At 56.5% G+C, this 18,706-nt stretch carries 19 protein-coding genes; 8 read left to right on the top strand and 11 right to left on the bottom strand.

Annotation, left to right across the window (positions count from 1 at the left end; translation table 11 throughout):
* Positions 1-143 precede the first annotated feature (143 nt).
* Together ldcA and N438_RS20790 are read left to right on the top strand one after the other, a co-directional pair.
* The gene (gene ldcA / locus N438_RS20795; RefSeq protein ID WP_116696476.1) at positions 144-1,058 is read left to right on the top strand and encodes a muramoyltetrapeptide carboxypeptidase; all 915 of its coding nucleotides are present in this window, start codon (positions 144-146) and stop codon (positions 1,056-1,058) included.
* Between the two features lie 92 nt (positions 1,059-1,150).
* The gene (locus tag N438_RS20790) at positions 1,151-2,884 is read left to right on the top strand and encodes a potassium/proton antiporter (protein WP_008804311.1); all 1,734 of its coding nucleotides are present in this window, start codon (positions 1,151-1,153) and stop codon (positions 2,882-2,884) included.
* A 579-nt stretch (positions 2,885-3,463) separates the two neighbouring features.
* On the opposite strand, the gene N438_RS20780 is transcribed toward N438_RS20790, so the two are convergent.
* Both N438_RS20780 and N438_RS20775 read right to left on the bottom strand, forming a co-directional pair.
* Entirely contained in the window at positions 3,464-3,712 is a 249-nt protein-coding gene (locus tag N438_RS20780) for an ogr/Delta-like zinc finger family protein (RefSeq protein WP_116696474.1), read from the bottom strand.
* Positions 3,713-3,756: 44 nt separating this feature from the next.
* Complete coding sequence (locus N438_RS20775) at positions 3,757-4,911, bottom strand: phage late control D family protein (protein ID WP_116696489.1); 1,155 nt, start codon at positions 4,909-4,911, stop codon at positions 3,757-3,759.
* Positions 4,912-5,062: 151 nt separating this feature from the next.
* On the opposite strand from N438_RS20775, the gene N438_RS20770 reads away from it, so the two are divergent.
* From N438_RS20770 to N438_RS20745, 6 genes are read left to right on the top strand one after another with little or no spacing between them, the layout of a single operon-like run.
* Positions 5,063-6,244, top strand: coding sequence for a phage tail sheath subtilisin-like domain-containing protein (locus N438_RS20770; RefSeq protein WP_116696473.1), 1,182 nt, complete (start codon positions 5,063-5,065; stop codon positions 6,242-6,244).
* Positions 6,244-6,759, top strand: coding sequence for a phage major tail tube protein (locus N438_RS20765; RefSeq protein ID WP_116696472.1), 516 nt, complete (start codon positions 6,244-6,246; stop codon positions 6,757-6,759). Before N438_RS20770 ends, N438_RS20765 begins: the two co-directional genes overlap by 1 nt.
* Positions 6,760-6,813: 54 nt before the next feature.
* Entirely contained in the window at positions 6,814-7,113 is a 300-nt protein-coding gene (locus tag N438_RS20760; protein WP_116696471.1) for a phage tail assembly protein, read from the top strand.
* Between the two features lie 29 nt (positions 7,114-7,142).
* Entirely contained in the window at positions 7,143-7,286 is a 144-nt protein-coding gene (locus N438_RS28890) for a GpE family phage tail protein (protein ID WP_101827480.1), read from the top strand.
* On the top strand, positions 7,267-10,191 hold the full coding sequence (locus N438_RS20750) for a phage tail tape measure protein (protein ID WP_116696470.1): 2,925 nt from the start codon (positions 7,267-7,269) through the stop codon (positions 10,189-10,191). The genes N438_RS28890 and N438_RS20750 overlap by 20 nt, the downstream gene beginning before the upstream one ends.
* 11 nt (positions 10,192-10,202) lie before the next feature.
* The gene (locus N438_RS20745) at positions 10,203-10,691 is read left to right on the top strand and encodes a phage tail protein (protein WP_116696469.1); all 489 of its coding nucleotides are present in this window, start codon (positions 10,203-10,205) and stop codon (positions 10,689-10,691) included.
* A gap of 137 nt (positions 10,692-10,828) precedes the next feature.
* Here the strand turns inward: N438_RS20745 and N438_RS20740 are convergent, their stop codons facing one another.
* From N438_RS20740 to N438_RS20700, 9 genes are all read right to left on the bottom strand, one after another.
* Entirely contained in the window at positions 10,829-11,902 is a 1,074-nt protein-coding gene (locus N438_RS20740) for a phage tail protein (protein ID WP_116696468.1), read from the bottom strand.
* A 72-nt stretch (positions 11,903-11,974) separates the two neighbouring features.
* Positions 11,975-12,793, bottom strand: coding sequence for a hypothetical protein (locus N438_RS20735; RefSeq protein ID WP_116696467.1), 819 nt, complete (start codon positions 12,791-12,793; stop codon positions 11,975-11,977).
* The gene (locus tag N438_RS20730; protein ID WP_116696466.1) at positions 12,793-15,132 is read right to left on the bottom strand and encodes a hypothetical protein; all 2,340 of its coding nucleotides are present in this window, start codon (positions 15,130-15,132) and stop codon (positions 12,793-12,795) included. Before N438_RS20730 ends, N438_RS20735 begins: the two co-directional genes overlap by 1 nt.
* Positions 15,133-15,134: 2 nt before the next feature.
* Complete coding sequence (locus tag N438_RS20725) at positions 15,135-15,737, bottom strand: phage tail protein I (RefSeq protein ID WP_116696465.1); 603 nt, start codon at positions 15,735-15,737, stop codon at positions 15,135-15,137.
* Positions 15,730-16,629: a baseplate J/gp47 family protein gene (locus N438_RS20720; protein ID WP_116696464.1), complete on the bottom strand. Its 900-nt coding sequence runs from the start codon at positions 16,627-16,629 to the stop codon at positions 15,730-15,732. Before N438_RS20720 ends, N438_RS20725 begins: the two co-directional genes overlap by 8 nt.
* Positions 16,616-16,984, bottom strand: coding sequence for a GPW/gp25 family protein (locus N438_RS20715; protein WP_063106280.1), 369 nt, complete (start codon positions 16,982-16,984; stop codon positions 16,616-16,618). The genes N438_RS20720 and N438_RS20715 overlap by 14 nt, the downstream gene beginning before the upstream one ends.
* Complete coding sequence (locus tag N438_RS20710) at positions 16,981-17,565, bottom strand: phage baseplate assembly protein V (protein ID WP_116696463.1); 585 nt, start codon at positions 17,563-17,565, stop codon at positions 16,981-16,983. Before N438_RS20710 ends, N438_RS20715 begins: the two co-directional genes overlap by 4 nt.
* Positions 17,565-18,206 (bottom strand): phage virion morphogenesis protein, encoded by a 642-nt coding sequence (locus N438_RS20705; protein ID WP_116696462.1) that lies wholly within the window; start codon positions 18,204-18,206, stop codon positions 17,565-17,567. The genes N438_RS20710 and N438_RS20705 overlap by 1 nt, the downstream gene beginning before the upstream one ends.
* On the bottom strand, positions 18,203-18,661 hold the full coding sequence (locus tag N438_RS20700) for a phage tail protein (protein WP_116696461.1): 459 nt from the start codon (positions 18,659-18,661) through the stop codon (positions 18,203-18,205). The genes N438_RS20705 and N438_RS20700 overlap by 4 nt, the downstream gene beginning before the upstream one ends.
* Positions 18,662-18,706 lie beyond the last annotated feature (45 nt).

Below are 18,706 nucleotides of genomic sequence, written 5' to 3'. Positions count from 1 at the left end.
GCTGCAGAACGACGGCAGCGGTACGTCCCCCGCCCGCCGACAGCCTGAAGGATGACGGGTGCGGACTGAAGTTAGCCACCTGGAGATGACAATCGCCATTCCAGGCGGCATCATAACCCTTTCATTCATAGCAAGGAATTATCATGTCTCAGTTTTATCTGGTCGCGCCTTCGGGTTATTGCATTAACCAGCAGGCGGCAGCCCGCGGCGTCGAGCGTCTGCAGCAGGCCGGACATGAGGTGGCCCACCAGCAGGTCATTCCCCGCCGGCAGCAGCGTTTCGCCGGGACTGAACAGGAGCGCCTGGCCGATATTAACCAGCTGGCCCAGCTGCCCGGGCGCAACCGTATCGTCTTCGCGGTGCGCGGCGGCTACGGCGCCAGTCGCCTGCTGCCGCATATCGACTGGCAGGGACTGATTGCCCGCCAGCAGCGCGACCCACTGCTGATTTGCGGCCACAGCGATTTCACTGCTATCCAGTCGGGCCTGCTGGCTACGGGCAACGTCATCACCTTCAGCGGGCCAATGCTCGCGGGCAACTTCGGCGCGGAGACCCTCGATCCGTTTACCGAGCACCATTTCTGGCAGGCGCTACGCCAGGCGGAATTTACCCTCGAATGGCCGGGCGAAGGGCCGAACTGCCAGGTGGAAGGCACCCTGTGGGGGGGAAATCTGGCGATGCTGACCTCGCTTATCGGCACGCCGTGGCTACCGTCGATCCGCGACGGCATCCTGGTGGTGGAGGATATCAACGAACACCCGTTCCGCGTCGAGCGCATGCTGCTTCAGCTGCTGCATAGCGGCGTGCTGGCGGCGCAGAAAGCAGTGATCTTCGGCAGCTTCACCGGCAGCGCGCCAAACGACTATGACGCGGGGTACGATTTGCCGCAGGTCTTTGATTACCTGCGCCAGCAGCTTTCCCTGCCGTTGATTAGCGGACTGGAGTTTGGCCACGAGCAGCGCACGGTGACCCTGCCGCTGGGCGCCCGCGCGCGACTGGTGAATCAGGCAGCTACCACCACTCTGACGATCAGCGGCCACCCGGTGCTGACAGAATAAATTTCCCGGACGCATAGGCGGATCCCCTGCGAATTGTTAAAATAGTGTCACTTTTAGCCATTTTTTCACGCCAGTCAGGGAGTACGTGAACATTGGACGCCGCTGCGGTCATTAGTCTGTTTATTCTGGGTTCTGTTTTAGTAACCTGCAGTATCTTATTGAGCTCCTTTTCTTCGCGCCTTGGCATCCCGATTCTGGTCATCTTTCTGGCCATCGGGATGCTGGCAGGCATTGACGGCATCGGTGGCATCCCCTTCGACAACTACCCCTTCGCCTATATGGTGAGTAACCTGGCACTGGCGGTGATCCTGCTGGACGGCGGGATGCGCACCCAGGCCAGCTCCTTTCGTGTCGCACTGTGGCCTGCGCTGTCGCTGGCGACGGTCGGGGTACTGATCACCTCGGCGCTGACCGGGATGATGGCGGCCTGGCTGTTCAAGCTGGATATGATCGAAGGCCTGCTGATCGGCGCCATTGTCGGCTCCACCGACGCCGCGGCGGTCTTCTCGCTGCTCGGCGGCAAGGGGCTCAACGAGCGCGTCGGCTCAACGCTGGAGATTGAGTCAGGCAGTAACGACCCGATGGCCGTCTTCCTGACCATCACCCTGATCGAAATGATCCAGCAGCACCAGACCGGCCTCAGCTGGATGTTCGCCGTGCATATCATCCAGCAGTTTGGTCTCGGGATCGCCATCGGCCTCGGCGGCGGCTACCTGCTGCTGCAGATGATTAACCGCATCGTGCTGCCCGCCGGGCTCTATCCACTGCTGGCGCTGAGCGGCGGGATCATGATTTTTGCCGTCACCACCACCCTCGACGGCAGCGGTATCCTTGCCGTCTATCTCTGCGGCTTTCTGCTGGGCAACCGGCCGATCCGCAACCGACACGGTATCCTGCAGAACTTCGACGGCCTGGCGTGGCTGGCGCAGATCGCCATGTTCCTGGTGCTGGGCCTGCTGGTGACGCCCTCCGACCTGCTGCCGATCGCCATCCCGGCGCTGCTGCTGTCGATGTGGATGATTTTCATTGCCCGCCCGCTGTCGGTGTTTGCCGGCCTGCTGCCGTTTCGCGGCTTTAACCTGCGCGAACGGGTGTTTATCAGCTGGGTTGGCCTGCGCGGCGCGGTGCCCATCATTCTCGCGGTGTTCCCGATGATGGCCGGGCTGGACAACGCCCGCTTGTTCTTCAATGTCGCCTTCTTCGTGGTGCTGGTGTCGCTGCTGCTGCAGGGCACTTCGCTGTCGTGGGCGGCGAAGAAAGCCAAAGTGGTGGTGCCGCCCATCAGCTGGCCCATCTCCCGCGTCGGGCTGGATATTCACCCGGAAAACCCGTGGGAGCAGTTTGTCTATCAGCTGGGCGCCGATAAGTGGTGCATCGGCGCGGCGCTGCGCGATCTGCATATGCCGCCGGAGACGCGGATTGCGGCACTGTTTCGCAACAATGCCCTGCTGCACCCCACCGGCAGCACCCGCCTGCGGGAAGGCGATATCCTGTGCGTCATTGGTCGGGAGCACGACCTGCCGGCGCTGGGCAAAATGTTCAGCCAGTCGCCGCCGGTGGCGCTCGATCAGCGCTTTTTCGGCGACTTTATTCTTGATGCCGAGGCCCGCTTCGCCGATGTGGCGCAAATCTACGGCCTCGACGGCGGAGAGGAGTTCCGCGAGCATCAGCAGTCGCTCGGGGAAGTGGTGCAGCAGCTGCTGGGCGCGGCGCCGGTGGTGGGGGACCAGGTGGAGTTCGCCGGGATGGTGTGGACGGTGGCGGAAAAAGAGAACGATCACGTGCTGAAGGTTGGGGTGCGGGTCGCGGAAGACGAGGCGGAGTGATCCGCCTCAAATTACCACATAACCAATTGTTTTAATTAAAATTTAAAAAAATAAAGACCACAAAAAGACCCATGCTGGTTATTGGTTTATTTAAAAGATCGCTCCTTCAACTAAGCAGCAGCAAATAGTTGAGTGTTTTGTTATCAAACTCTGGATTAATTAAACAATGAAAAAATTCTTTCTCTTACTGCTGCTAGCCTCGGCTAGCGTTACGGCTCAGACATCTAACGAATCCGTCTTGCAAAAATCTCTTAAACCTTGGCGGCCCCTCTCGATAAACGACAATGGTGGCATCATCACTATGGTCACGAACGAAGACCGTGTTACACCTCAGGTTTACGAATCCATAATTCTTATGGGGGTTTGCGTGCCTTTTCTATCACAAAATGCCCATGTCTGGTATTTAAAGAATACCAGCGAAGTGCGTGTGCTGAATCGCTTTGGGCACAATGGATTTGCATTCGAATCGCCAAGGAAATCATGTAAAGAAGTCGCCAAATCCAAGAGGGATGATGCGGGATTGGTTATATCAACCTACACTCATAATCTTTAGAACCAGCCCCGCAAAGCGGGGCTTTTTCATATAGCAAAAGTAAGCTGATCGTTGCCGTAATGCGAGGCAGGAAACGCATCTGCGGGGATAAAGCCAGGTGGCAACTTTTCGCGATGACCACGCTTTGTCACCAGTTTTTCAACACTGTTCAGGGTGGTGAAAGTGATGCTGCACTCGAAGTTCTGGCACTGGTGATAATGCCGAACGGTTGTGTTACTCAATGGACGACTGGTGCGCGTTTTGGCAACGGCACCGCAAATGGGACACTTGAACATGATGGCCTCCCAGGCGGGAGTTGAACTCGCTCATATTATGGCCGTTAACTCTCACTTTCTGCAATCCATTCAGGTATTTTCGCTTCAAGCTCAAGTTGCGTTTTAAACCCGCCCTCGTCGATCGTGTGTGTGGCCTTCGCAATTATCCAGTCCTGATTATTAATATCTGCTTTAAAGCCCGACACGGTGCCATGCATTTCTGGGTACAGATCCGCGCGACCACGGGCGAGCGTCATATTAAATTCAGCAGCGCCGCGTTTGAGTTGTTGCCATTTTGCTGCGGCGGCGCGTTGAGCAGCAGTCTCGCTGGCGTACGTTGTCCGTAATACAAAAACGTTACCGTCTTCGCCCGCGATATAATCCCCTTCCCTGGCGCTACTGCGCGGCTTCTTCTGGGTCTTCTTCTTGCGAGTTTTCACAGTCACTTTTTTCTTTTTGCCAAACTCCATATCCAGCCAGTACGCCTGCACGCCGGTGTAAGCGTCACGGTCGGCAATGCGGAATGAATGCCTGTCACCGTTGGAGCGGGTGATCGCAAACTCTGGTAACGCTTTGCCGTTCGCACTGACGCCTCCCCCGGGGAGAATGAACAGCAGACAGCCGTTTTTGATGGTAGCAATCGCACCCAGCAGGTCGGCCATCCTCGTCAGAAATGACATATCGCTTTCCTGGGTCTGATCAGCGTGGTCAATCTCGGCATTCATCAGTTGCTCTGAAATCACCGGCGTCAGCTTGTAGCGTCGGGCAATGGCCGACACAATCCGCTCGACCGTCACGTCGTGCCAGGACACCTCGTGCTTGACGTTAAACTCGTCCCGAAAATCCGCGCTGCGGGCGGTTATCTCCAGCCTGTCCGGCGGCCCCGAATGGGCGACCTCGTCAACAGTGTAAACCCCTTTGTAAACCAGCGGCTCGCCCTGCCACCCCAGGGATACCGACAGCTCGGCACCGCGCGGCGGTAGCTCGATCAAGCCGTCGCTGTCGTCGATAGCAATGGTCAACTCGTCGGCCTCAAAGCCGCGGTTGTCGGTCAGCTCCAGTGAAATGATGCGAGGATCCAGCTGCGTCAGTGCTTTGCCGCCCATCAAGATGCTGAACGCTGGCACGCGCGACAGTTCGGACTGATAGTCCTGGAATCGCTGCGCCCCATCGTCCAGTAGCGCTTTTGCTTTGTCGATAGTGCCTGTTGTCAGTGCCATATTCATTCCCCCACACCGATGGTTTCATGCGCGCGCGATACTGGCGATGGCTTTTTGTTGTGACGGAATGGGCACAACCCTGAAGGCACGACAGCGCCCTGTATCCCGGCGAATATGACCACGAACTCACTCAACATGATGGCGGTAGAGTATGACCGACAACTTTTTCCACGGGGCGCGCGTCAAAGAAAATACCGACCTCCAGACCGCGATCAATGACATTGATTCAACGGTCATTGGTCTGGTTGCGGTAGCCGAAGATGCCGACCCTCTCGCTTTTCCACTTAACACTCCGGTGCTGGTGACACGTGTTATCAGCGTACTCGGCAAAGCAGGTAAAACCGGTTCGCTTTACAAATCGCTGAAAGCTATTTCTGACCAGGTCAGTACCCGCGTGATTGTCGTTCGCGTTGCTGAAGCCGAAGCCGGTGAAGGCAATCCAACGCAGTCGCAGCTGATTATCGGCGGCACACAGGCTGACGGCAGTTATACTGGGATGTTTGCCTTTCTGACGGCGGAGCAGAAAACAGGCTATCGCCCTCGTATCCTCGGCGTACCAGATTATGACACTGCCGAAGTTACCGCGCAGTTGCGGGTTATCGCGAAGCAGTTGCGGGCGTTCTCGTACAGCTACTGCGACGGCTGCGACACCATTGCGGAAGCGAAGACTTACCGCGAGACATTTGCGGAGCGCGAGGGAATGCTGATCTGGCCGAACTTCATCGCCTATAACCCGCTGACCGGTGTGAATGAAGAATTCCCCGCCGTGGCTTATGCGCTGGGTCTGCGGGCGCTTATCGATAATGAGCAGGGCTGGCATAAATCGCTGTCTAATGTGCCGGTGAAAAATGTGCTGGGTATTGCGAAGGACGTGTTCTGGGCGTTGCAGGCGGAAGACTCTGATGCCAACGAGCTGAACGCCAACGAGATCACCACGCTGATTAAGCGCGATGGCTTCCGCTTCTGGGGCAACCGCACGACGGACACCGAAGAATTCATTTTCGAGGTGTACACGCGAACCGCGCAGATCCTGGCTGACAGCATCGCGGAAGCGCAGTTCACCACCGTAGATACCCCGCTGACGCCTGCGAACGTGAAAGACGTGGTGAGCGGGATTAACGCCAAACTTCAGGCGCTGGTCACGGCGGGCAAGCTGATTGGTGCAGCGTGCTGGTTTGATATCGTCGATAACCCAACCGTTGGCCTGCGGCAGGGTAAAGCCATCGTGCGCTACAACTACAGCCCGGTGCCGCCGCTGGAAGATCTGACGATGATCCAGACGTTCACCGATCAGTACTACGAATCCGCTTTTGCATCGCTAGGGGGTGAATAGTGGCTATTCCTAAAAAACTCCGGCTGTTTACCCTCTTTGTTGACGGGGAAAACTTCATCGGGAAAGTACCAAGCGTCACGCTCCCGAAACTCACCCGGAAAACGGAAGACTACCAGGGCGGCGGCATGGTCGGCTCGGTGGCGGTAGATCTGGGTCTTGACTCCGGGGCGCTGGATGCGTCGATGGTGGTCGGCGGTGTGGTCGAGGCGCTGATCCTGAAATATGGCGGCGATATTGACGAAGTGCGCCTGCGTTTTGTTGGTGAGATTTACAGCGGCGGTACCAGCTCATTGCTGGAAGTTGAGATGCGTGGTCGCATTACCGAAATCGATCCGGGTGATGCGAAACAGGGTGATGACACCAACCACACTTACGCGATCAAAAATACCTACTACAAAGAGTCGGTAGACGATAAACCGCTGCTGGAAATCGACCTGCTGAACTTTATCTACAAGCGCAACGGTGAAAATCTTTACCCGGATCGCATTATGTCGGCGCTGGGCCTCGGCAACTGATAACCCTTTTTACTCACCTTTAAGGCGGCCTGCTGGCCGCCAGGAGAAAATGCTATGTCCGTTATTCTCAGTAAGCCGATTAAGCGCGGCGATCAGGAAATTACCACCATCACTATTAACGACAATATCAAGCAAGCTGGCTCCCTGCGCGGGCTGCGCCTGGTTGATGTGCTGAACTTCGATTTTGATGCTGTATCCACCCTGCTTACGCGCATCACCACGCCTTCGCTAACCAGCTCTGACGTCGGCTCTATGGCAACCGGTGACTTCACCGCGCTCTGTGAAGAGATCACGCCTTTTTTGACGAAACCGGCGCCGTCCGTACCGAACGCGGCGGAGACGGAGAGCGAGTAAGAGAAGCGGTATTTTCTGAGGTCGACGATCTGATCGCCGACATTGCAGTTATTTTTCACTGGCCGCCCTCCGAGATGTACGGCATGGAGCTGCGCGAGCTGATGGCCTGGCGCGAGAAGGCGGCCATCAGAAGCGGCAACCATGAACAGGAGGATGACGACGATGGATCTTAGTATTCGCGTTGCGTTCAGTGCTATTGATAAGCTCACCCGCCCGGTCAGTGCCGCCAGTAAAGCGATTGGCGGCCTTTCTGACTCCCTCAAAAAAACACAGTCTTCCATCAAAGACCTGGAAAAAGGTGCAGCGTCTTTCGACAAGTTGCGCTCGCAAGCTAACGACACAGCTCTGAAGCTCCAGAACACTCAGCGCGCCTTTGACGGTCTCAACCAGAAGCAGCGCGAAGGCGGTCAGCTTACCGAGGCTCAGGCGGCACGTATTGAAACGCTGCGCAACAAGCTCTCACGCCTGACGGATACCTACAACAAGCAGACTACCCAACTACGCTCTGCCGGGCAGGCGGTGCGCCAGCACGGCGTCAACCTGACCTCTGGCGGTGGGGCTATTCAAAGCGCCATCCGGAGAACCGAGCAATATAACCAGACGCTCGAGCGTGAGCGGCAGCGCCTCGCGGCGGTAACTCGCGCGCAGGCAAGCTATGAGAAGGCAAAAGAAACCGGCGCGAAACTTCGTGGCGGTGGCACGATGGCGGTGGCCGGTGCGGCGGCTGCCGGATACGCAGGCGGGCGCTTTCTTGCTCCTGCTGTTGGCTTTGATGAGGAAATTTCGCGCGTACAAGCACTGACACGGCTTGATAAAGGTGATTCTCAGCTTGCTGCACTGCGCGCGCAGGCGAAAAAGCTTGGCGCGGAAACGGCCTTTACTACCCGTGATGCCGCCAGTGGCCAGGCGTTCCTTGCGATGGCTGGCTTTACTCCGCAATCAATCCAGGCGGCCTTACCTGGCGTACTGAATATGGCGCTAGCTGGCGGGATGGAGCTGGGTGAAAGTGCCGATATCGGGTCAAACATCCTTTCTCAATTTACCCTCCCCGCTGGCGAAATGAATCGCGTCAGTGACGTACTGACCGCCGCATTCACCCGCACCAACACCGATCTGCGAAGTCTGGGTGATACGATGAAGTATGCCGGGCCTGTCGCGTCAAAGCTAGGTATCAGTCTGGAGGAGGCGGCCGGGATGGCAGGCATCCTGGCCAACAACGGGCTTCGCGGTAGCGATGCTGGTACAGCTATGCGTGCTTCGCTGGCCCGCCTCGCATCTCCTACAGCCGGGGCGGCAAAGGCATTAAAACAGCTCGGCATATCAGTATCTGATGCCGGTGGCAAAATGCGGCCAATAGAAACTATTCTTTCCGATCTCTACAAGGCGACAAAAAAATACGGACAGGTTGATCAGGTCAGCTTTTTTAAAGATATCGCAGGGGAAGAGGCTTTTGTTGGTCTGCAAACACTGGTTGCTGGCGCTGGAAGCGGGGAGTTGCAAAAGCTCGTTCGCGAACTAAAGGTCGCGGGAGGCGAGGCATCCGCCGTCGCTAAAAAAATAGCTGACAACCTGAGCGGCGATCTAAAGAACCTCGACAGCGCTTGGGAAGGATTTCGCATTCAGATTGAGGAGACCGTTGATGGCCCGCTTCGCAAATTAACGCAAGGTTTAAGCGATGCGATTACAACAGCGATTGAATGGGTTAAAGCCAACCCACGTCTCGCGCAGACCCTATTGCTTGTTGCGGGCGGTGCGCTGGCGTTGACTGTCGCTGTTGGCGCGCTCTCGCTTGCTGTCGGCATTCTGATTGGCCCACTGGCCAAACTACAGCTCGGCTTCACAGTGTTAACCGGTGGTCGGGGTATTCTCGGCACAATTGCCGCATTCCGCACTCTGGGTACTGCCGCTGGCCCGGTGATGGCAAGTATGCGCGGCTGGCCCGTCGTTGTATCGGGTGTCGCATCCGGTTTCGGGAGGATCTCAGCAATACTTCCCGCTATCCGTGCAGGATTGTTAGGTGCATTTCTCGCGCCTGGTGCTGCGTTGACCTCTCTGGGTAAAAACCTTGCCATGCTGATGCTCAGACTTACCGGGCTCCCTGCATTGTGGGGGATGATTACTGGTGCGGTATCTGTGCTGGGTGGCGCACTGTCTTTCCTGTTAAGCCCAATAGGGCTGATTGGTGCAGCATTTGTCGCCGCCGGGCTGCTGATCTGGCGCTACTGGGAGCCTATCACAGCCTTTTTCTCTGGCTTCTTTTCTGGTGTGTGGCAGGCGCTAACGCCTGTCAGAAGCGCCTTTTCTGCACTGTCGCCTGTTTTCTCCGCTCTGGGTAATGGCATCAAGGCTATCTGGGAGTGGTTCAAAAACCTGCTGACCCCGATGCAGACCAGTAAAGACACGCTGGATAAGTGCGCGTCAGCGGGTGAAACCTTCGGGCGCGTGATGGGGACAGCACTTAGCGTTCTGCTCTGGCCGCTTCAACAATTAATGAATGGCGTCAGTTGGTTGCTTGAAAAGCTGGATCTTATTCCTGACGGGATCGAAAGAGCTAGGCAGCAGGCTGACAAAGCCCAGCAGGCGCTTGAGGCATCAGCGGTCGCGCTGGCCGGACATCAGCTCCCCCTCGCGCAGGCTACCGTGTCCGCAGGTACTAAGCCACCGGTTATCACTGGCGACAACGGCACTCTGCGACGCCTGAACAGCATCGCTGATAACACAAAAGCGACGGCGAATAACACGAAGAAGATCGGCCCCGGCGATATTGTCTTTAAAAACCTGCCGCGTGCGCTGGCGCTGCGTGGACCCTATCAGGAAGCGCGGGTTATTCCGCAACCGGTGCCGCGCGTTTCTGCGACGGCGGCTGGCGGCATTCTGTCGGTGCCGACGGCAACGCAAGGGGCGACGTCTGCTCCGGTCGCTGCCGCGTCGGGTGCCGCGCCGTTCTTCCAGTTGGTCTTTAACGACGTCGGTAAGCGCTCGGATCAGGAACTTGAAAAAATGGTTCGCAACGCGGTGCGTGATGCAATGGCCAGCACCCGCAAAACTAACCGTGGTTCATTCCGCGATCGGGAGTAAGGAGATCTTTTATGATGATGGTTTACGGAATGTTTGTTTTTACGCTGCGCACTGTGCCGTATCAGCAGTTGCGTCACGCGCAGGAGTGGCGTCACGTTAAGAATGACCGGGTTAATCAGTCAGCGGCCTGGCAGTATATCGGGCCGGGTGACGACACAATCACGCTTGACGGCGTGCTCTACCCTGAAATCACCGGCGGACGGTGGTCGCTGTCAGTACTTGAGACAATCGGCTTTGCCGGTCGCCCGTGGCCGCTTATTGAGGGTGACGGGCAGATTTACGGGATGTACGTCATGACGCGGCTGGAGCGGGGAAAAATGGAGTTTGATCGCTATGGCAACCCGAAAAAAATTGAGTTCACTATCAGTCTGAGTCGGGCGGATGCGGATTTTCGCGAGAAGCTACAGACTTCATCGGTCAGTGATGTACTGGATGATCTGAAGACCAGCGCGACCAAAGCTGTTAACTCTGTGTCAAACTCCCTCAGTAGCCTGTTTTAACCAGCAAAAAAGCCCCTGGATGCAGGGGCTCTCACTACCGGCAGATACTGCCATTTCTGGCCGTGATGGTACCGCACCGTCATTCCCGGCGGTGCTGTCCTGAACTGCAGCACTGCTATTTTTGACGGTGCTCGATACTACGCCACCCGCGCCCAACACATCAGCAGAGTGTGAGCCTCAACCACGCTAATTGCCTGGCCATCGCCGAGATTTGCGGTTTTACCGGTGACCTCGTGGTCGTGTGGCGGGATCACAAACTCATGTTCATGATCTTCGACCTCGTCCGTCTCCCCCAAATTCGCCGGGTTAAAACGCTGACTGATATCACCGCCAATCTCCCACGGGTTATCCCGGCTCGGCACGCCGCCGTGCTTATGTTTACCGGCGGGCTTCGTGGTCAATGTCTCTTCTGGCTGCTCGCTGGTTTTGCCACTGACGTCAATCTGCACAGTGGGCAGGTTAGCCCGCTGGAGCGTGACGGTATCGCTGCCGTCGGTCTGCCCTACGTCCGAACCGTCAGCCTTGCCGACGCGGATCGTTTTGTTCTCACCGGTGTAAACCCACTCCGACCACGGATAACGCTCGTTAGGGTCAATATTCTGCGCGTAAAACTTCACCGTGCCGACCGGGTTATCCTCTTCCCAGAAATCACGCTTTGCCGCTGTGATGGCACTGCTGATGGCCAGCTGAATATCAGTATTCAGCGAACCGGCCACCTCATCGGTATAATCTTTTGCCTCAGCCTTAGCCTTGTTCAGCTCTTCAATCGTCGCAAGAATGACCGACGGGTCGGCTTTTAGCTCCACCTCCGCAGTATTATTGACCGCAATCCAGATATTAACCGACTGAAGGCGCCCCGACCCCTCCGCAAGCTGTGGCTTGTAAGAAGGAGGCAGGCTGGCAACGACCAGGCACTCTCCACCACTGCTGTATAGCGCGGCCTCCCTCAACCAGAACCCCCCAACCTGTGGAAGCATGATCATTTCAGCGCGAATGATGTTCGCCGCATCATCAGCGATAATCAGCCTGTTCAGTGGGGCGCGAAAGACTTCATTAATCAGCTGCGTTTGCGCCGGGTCGACGCCGGGGGTCGATCCGCCCCCGTCGCCTACGGCCATTTCAGCAAAATCTACAGGAACGCCGGTTATCGCGGCCTGTGCAAAGCGTTCCTTACCCTTGTCGGTCAGTATTGAATAATATTTTTCAGCCATATCATGTCCACCTGAGTAAATCTTTAATCCGGTGAGGCGGCCATGTGGTCGCCCTGCCGCGCGCGTGGTGGATCAGCTAAACAGCCCGCTCACTGCATCCATTTCTGTAGCGATGATCGTCAACGCGGAACTCTCAGCCAGCGTTAAATCATCCATGCGCGCACGATAGAATCTGCCGGCAAATGCTGCCGCATCAGCGCGATCGGAACCTACGCCGTTATAGGTAATGGCCGCTGCCGGGTAGGCAATTTTCGCGACAAAGGCCCCCTCATAGACAAGCGCGCCATCCAGATAAACCATCCCCTTTTGCTGCGTACCGTCTGACGACTCGACATAGCGCACGCTCAGGCAGTGCAGGTTTCCGTCAACCAAACCACTGAGGTACGGCAGAATTGAATAGTTAACCCCGCGCACACTTACGGTAAGCGCCGTAATGACACCATTGGTGATCGTCGGGAAAACCTGCATCAGGCGGTTGGCTGTGGTGGCATAACTGGTGGCAGCAATGCCTACGATAACGTTATTAAACCCCGCATTACCCGCATTGGCCGGGTCGATTTTCAGCCAGAACGTGTGCATGTAGTCCGTCATGTCAGCGGTCGGTATAAAGCCAGCGGGCATCTGGAAATACTGGCGAGACGTTTTATCGAAAACCATTCCATTAGCGACCCCGTCGTAAGCCAGGGAAACCGAGCCGACTACGGCGGGGTCATTATCAACCCAGCACAAATTATTTAATGGCGTGCCTGACGGAAGATCCTGGCCGCCCCCCGCCCACCCGTGACTGACGTCAATTAATCCCAGCGTTCCGGCATTAATTGCCGGATCCCGGTACATTTTTAGCTTTGTTTTGACGGACAACGATAAAAACTGCTCTGCTTTACCGGCCATTATTTTACCCACCCTTTACTTTTAAAAAATAGATAGTTGAATTCAGCATTGACCTCTGCACCGATATAAAGCGCGTCACTTTTTAATACCTGTGATGGATGCAGCGTGTCAGTTCGCAGTGATGTTGGCGTGGTATCATTTTCAATATCAGCTACGTCCTGGGCGGATGCCGGGTTGTGGTGATTTTTGAAATTCTGCAATAAATCCACGCCGTCTAACTCAACGTAATTTTCAGGACATAACAATCGGGCTTCTTCATTAATCCTGTGGATGCGTTGATATCCATCCGTTCCGCGAATCTCACTGGCCTGCGTAAACTGCGGCATGTAGGCAAAGCGAATACCGCGAGGCTTGAGGTAGCCCACCATACTTTTGAGATCGTTAATAACCTCCCACCAGAGCGTCGTGTTGTTTCGCCCGCACGTCAGCAACACAATGGCCTCGTCGTGCAGGTCATAACGCGTGCCTGCCGCAACAGAACCCACGACCGTTGAGGTGGTGTATGGATAAACAAACAGAGGGAGCAAAGCGGGAACGTTGACCGCTACGCCTGCAACATCACGGGTAAAATACGCCTGAGAGCCCGACCAGTTAAAGGTTCCGTCAACGCCTGCGAGGCTGCACTTAATGCCTGTCATGGCGCCATTCGATGCAGAAGCGGCTGGGCCCGGAAGATTTGGCAGCAGGTTTACTGAGCCGCTGGCGGGAATAACACCACCATCAGGCATGCAGTGGAATGGAGCCCCACCTTGTCGCGCTGCGACAGCTGTCGATCGCAATCCTGACTTGCCAAAGTTATATGTGGTTAACCCCGTCAGCTCGCGCAGCTTATTCATCATCACGGGCTGTTCCATGAACGAATCACCCCAGCCAACCAGAATATTGCGAGAAATGAGGGGACGAATAATCCCGGACTCATCAAGGAAATACCGGCCGCCGGGCACATTATCTTCTCGATCTGAGTGCCAGGTTAGCAATCCGTCAGGCCCAACATCAGGCAGGCTCTCATTAGCGGTGCCGTCGGTTAACTGCGTTTGTGCGCCGGTCACTGTATCCAGAGTGAAAATCTGACTTCTGCCTTCCACCTCCTCGGTGTAAGGGATTTTTAGCATGCGGCTTTTACCAAAAAGCTGAGCTGCGTCGACGCCGCCAACATATAACTTGTCAACGTTAATCTCCGAGAAGGAATGATGGGGCAGGATGTAGTGGATGCCGTTTTTGACATAAGAGAGAACATTCCCTTCTTTGTCACAGGTGATATTGTCGTACCCGGCCCATGATTCCATTTCCCCGCCCTTATTGAAGATCCCGGGGTCAAGCAATTTACTGGCGCCTTCGTGCGTCAGTGATCGCGTGGTTAATTCGTCCGTCTCTACCGGAATAAAGAAAACACGCTTCCCGTCACGGATGCATTCCAGGATATATTTATCTTTATCCAGCTTAATATCCTCGTCCTTTATCGACGCCAGCTCCCCGCCGGGTTTGAATACCTCTGGATCTAAAAATTTACTGGACTTTGCCAGCCCGATCAGGTTCTCAGCCATGATGGCGGGAGGAATTGCGGCAGGATCGATGGCGATACCGTTAATTTCCAGCTCGTCGGTTGTGATCTTTTCTGACCAGACGGGAACAAAAAACATTCTCATACCATCTCTGATGCATTCCAGGATGAAGTTATCCTTATCGAGCTTAATATCCTCATCGGTAACCCTTGCCAGTTCCGATCCCGCCGCCCCGACCTCAATAAATCGGGAGGTGTTATTAAGAGGGAGCAGGTTGGCTACGGATTCCGACACGGCGTCAACGGCGGCCTTGCTGACGGTCTCCGAAAGCGGGATCGCCGTACCATTATCATTGCGGTAAAGCACCTCGCGCCCGTCGGTCTCGCCAGAAAAAACAACGCGAAACGTCTGGCCGGTAAATGTCGCGGCAATTCCCGTTATGGTACCGTCTGGATCCTCGTCGGTGGGGAAAATGGTTACTGTGAACGACTGGCCATCGAGTATCTTTTTACCGGTAGATACTGCAACGCCATCAGCATTCCTGAATTCTTCAGCCCACACTCTGGCATCTTCAGATCTGACGGAAAAAATCGCCCCCTCCGGAATTTTTCCGGCAGAGATTGCAGCCTGCGCATCCGGCAGCGATGTAAACGGTAGCTCCCCCGACTTAATTAGCGTGTTGTAAGCCTCCAGTTGCCCTTTGAGATACTGAGTTCGGTTCGCCAGAATAGTAGCCTGAACATTCACCAGACCCGTTTTCCCTCCGGCAACCTTGTCCGTCCGGGCAATGAGCGGGATTTCATTTCCCCATTGAGATTCTTCGTTAATCGCAGACATATTCAGCCCCCGGAGTAATAATAATTGCCGTCATAATTAGCCATTTCGTCGTAATAAATACTGTCATCAGGTTTATAGCCCTGCGGGTAAACCGTAATAATTTCGCCATCAAAAACGCAGGAACCGAGCCATGCCGTGCCTCGCGAGCTGGCCGCGATTTTCAGCTGGGCCAGGTGACGACTCACCGGCTTTGCATCGCCGATAAGGCGGCTTAATTCATCCAGGGTTCTCGGCGTCAACCCGACCTCGTTAACGTCCACCTCCAGCCGGAATGTGCCCGGTTCGTCGCCGACGTCGAACCATTCCGCGAATGTGGAAGAAAAACCCATGTCCTCGATCACCCGCCGAACAGCTGCGCGCGTACCCTTTCGACGGTGCAGCCAGTAGGATTGCTGGATAGCCGCAATTTTTCGCTCTGCTGGCCAGTCCTTATCCCACCGGTCTACTGACAGTGCCCAGGCAAGATACGGCAGCAGATCAACCGGGCAGGCGGTGGGCGTCCAGAGTGTGCGAAGTGCTACCGTTATGGCTGACAGCCTGGCGGCAGCGCCCTCGGCGCTGCGCATCCATGCCGTTGAGGATGGCGGGAGAAGAGAGTTATTCATCCGTCCCGCCATTGTCCACGGTGTAACCGGTATTGCGGGCCGCCTGGGTGTTATCAATCTGGAGATCGTCAGCAGGCGTGTTAATCACCACTCTCTGCACACCCTGGACATGCAGCGCCGCCGAAATAGCGGAGCGCACGATATCGCGGCCAATTTTCTTATCGTTATCAGCGAGGAACGCCTGAAGCGACGCCATGGCCGCATTAATAATCGGCTCCGACTCCGGGCCGGGATAGAGGTACAGCGTGGCGTCGATCTCGTACTCGACGATCTCCGCGCTCTGCACTGTTACTCTGTCTCCCAGAGGGCGCACCTCCTCATCATTGACAGCTGTGGCAACGGCGGCCAATAGTTCCGCCGATGCGGTACCGTCGCCTTCAGTTGACAATACCGCCACGACCACTTCAGCCGGCGACGGGCTGGTTGCCCGCGCGTCAGAGACCTGGCCACTGGCGCTGCGGGCAAAATACTCATACGCCGCCGACGGCCCGGCAACGCTCATTCCCTCAAACGCGGCCTGCGCGCGCAGGCGCAGGGCTTCATCACCTTCCGTTACTGCGTCCGCCGTATCGGTCGCCGCGGTGATAACCAGGCGCTCCGTGTCCAGATTGGCGGCGATATTGTCCAGATCGTCGCCGGTGGCATGACTCAGCATGCAGGCCGCCGCCCCTTCGTTAATGCGCTGGCGTAACAGCAGCTCACGGTAGGCTATCGCCTGAGCGATGATGGTTAACGGCTCCGATTCCAGCGTCAGCGCCGCCGCAACAGCGGCCTGCTGATCCTCAGGGAATGCGGCCACCATTACCGCTTTTATCTCAATGAGGATGGTCTCGAAGTCCAGCGCCTCAATAATGGTCGGTGATGGCAGCTGAGACAGGTCAATTGTTGGCATTGGCATCTCCCTTTAACGTCACCGCGCGGGTGCTCTTTTCCATCGTTTCGGTCAACATGCCTGACAGCTCAGCGGTTACGGCACCACTGGCGGAATACGTCACGTTGATCGTATCCAGCACAATGCGCGGCTCCCACGCCGCCAGCGCTATCACCGCCGCGCTCATCAGTTGCAGGCGGGTCACGTCGTTTTGTGGACTGTCGATAAGATCAGGGCACAACGAGCCGTAGTTACGGCGCATCAGGCGGCTACCAACCGGCGTCAGCAGAATGTCGTTAACCGACTGCCACACATGATCCTCGTCGGTCAGGGTGCCGGTGCCTGCGGCATTCATGCCGCGATAGCGTTCTGTCATTTTGTGCCCACCGTCCAGTCGCCACCGCGCTCAACCTCGCCGTGATTGTGGTCATCCACCTGCACGCCGTTAGATTTGAACGCTCCGCCGGTGTGATTAAAATTGCCGCGCATCTCCCCGCCCTCGGAAATATCCAGACTTTTCGCGCGCAACAGGTTGGTGCAATCCACCTCCGGTGTATCCAGGGTGATTTTGACTGACGCTTCAACCACGGCAGATTGAATGCCCTTCACCTGCAATGCGCCTGCCTCCGCGTCGTAGCGAAACGTCGCGCCGTCCGGTGCGGTCACCACCATCTCATTACGCGACGCTCCCGGCGCCGGGTTATCGTCGCTATAGAGACTGCCGCCGATAAAGGCAACGTCGGTATTGCCGCCCAGGCACAGAAACCAGACCTGCTCGCCGATGGATGGCGGCACCCAGACTTTAAACACCCCGGCCCGCTGCGCGTTCCAGCGTAACCAGGTGGTTTCCAGTCCACCGCTTTGCACACGAACGCGCCATTTGTCCTCGTCAATCTCCGTCACCGTACCGGTGCGGGCGATGTTCTCAATCAGTCGAAGCAGCCCGGCAATCTCCATCAGCGTACCCCCAGCGAGTCAATCACCTGGCGGGCTATCGCCATACGGTCGGCCTTACTCAGGCCCAGCAGCTCGCGGCGGGGATAGGTTCCCATTGCGCCGCTGCCGTTGATTTTGTCCCGCAAACCGAACTGATGGACGCGGGCGATACGGGCGGCAACACCGGAAAAACCCACTTCGACACCGTCAGGTGTGGCGCTGGTTTTGAGAAAACGAGCGGTACGCAGGCGGCGGAACATCGGATCGGCTTTCGTGGTATTGCGGCGCGTCTCGTTAAAGTTGATATCGAGATAGCGCTCAATGTCTTCTCTGTAGAACGAGCGAACCGCGCCGCGCTCTTCGTCAAATCCGGTCAGCATGCGACCATGGCGGCCACGAATGGCCCGCCAGTTGCGCAGACGACGGTTTTCACCCTGCCAGACAAAACCGATCCCGGCCTGTGAGCGCAGCACGCGACGGCGGCGGGTCGGGAACGTCGAGCCGTCCGGTGCTTCCTGTCTGCCGATGCGCTGGCTTTGACTCCGGCGCAACATGGTGCCGACGCTGCGGGCGGTACGCTGCCGTCCTGCCGGAGACATGCCCGACAGGATGGTCGCAAATACCTCATCAAGCTGGCTGAAGAGTGCGTCGTTATTGCTCATGCCAGCGTACCTCCCGATTCTGGATTGAAGACCATCTCCCACTCACCACCGCTAAAGCGGGGGCGCGATTCTGCCAGGTGCTCCGCTTTCTGCGTACCGTTTTCCGTGGTCACTATGACGCGCTCCCAGACCGGCACTTTAAACAGAATGTCGGCGACGTCGTCGTTGATAATATCGGCGTCAAACTCCACCTTGCGGTTATTGTCAGGATTCAGCAGCAAATCGGGCTGCTGCTGCCAGATCCACGCCAGCAACGGCAACATCAGATCGTCAATCTGGCCGGGAAAATCCATCGCCAGCACCTGGATGGTGTAGTGATACATGAACGACGATTCGCCGGTCGCCTCGATCTGGATATGGCCTTTTTCCACCCATACGGTGATTTGTTCCGGGTTGGCTTTGCACCAGGTATTACCGGCGATAAGCGCAGCGCGCAGCAGTTCGGCTTTTTTCACTTTATCCCCCTGGCGGTGCGACGTAATTCCAGTTCACGAATACCC

The organism is Klebsiella sp. GL120222-02, from assembly GCF_003097195.1.
Lineage (GTDB): Bacteria > Pseudomonadota > Gammaproteobacteria > Enterobacterales > Enterobacteriaceae > Klebsiella > Klebsiella variicola.
The sequence above is the reverse complement of the archived record's forward strand: the minus strand, read 5'-3'. Positions and strand labels throughout refer to the sequence as shown.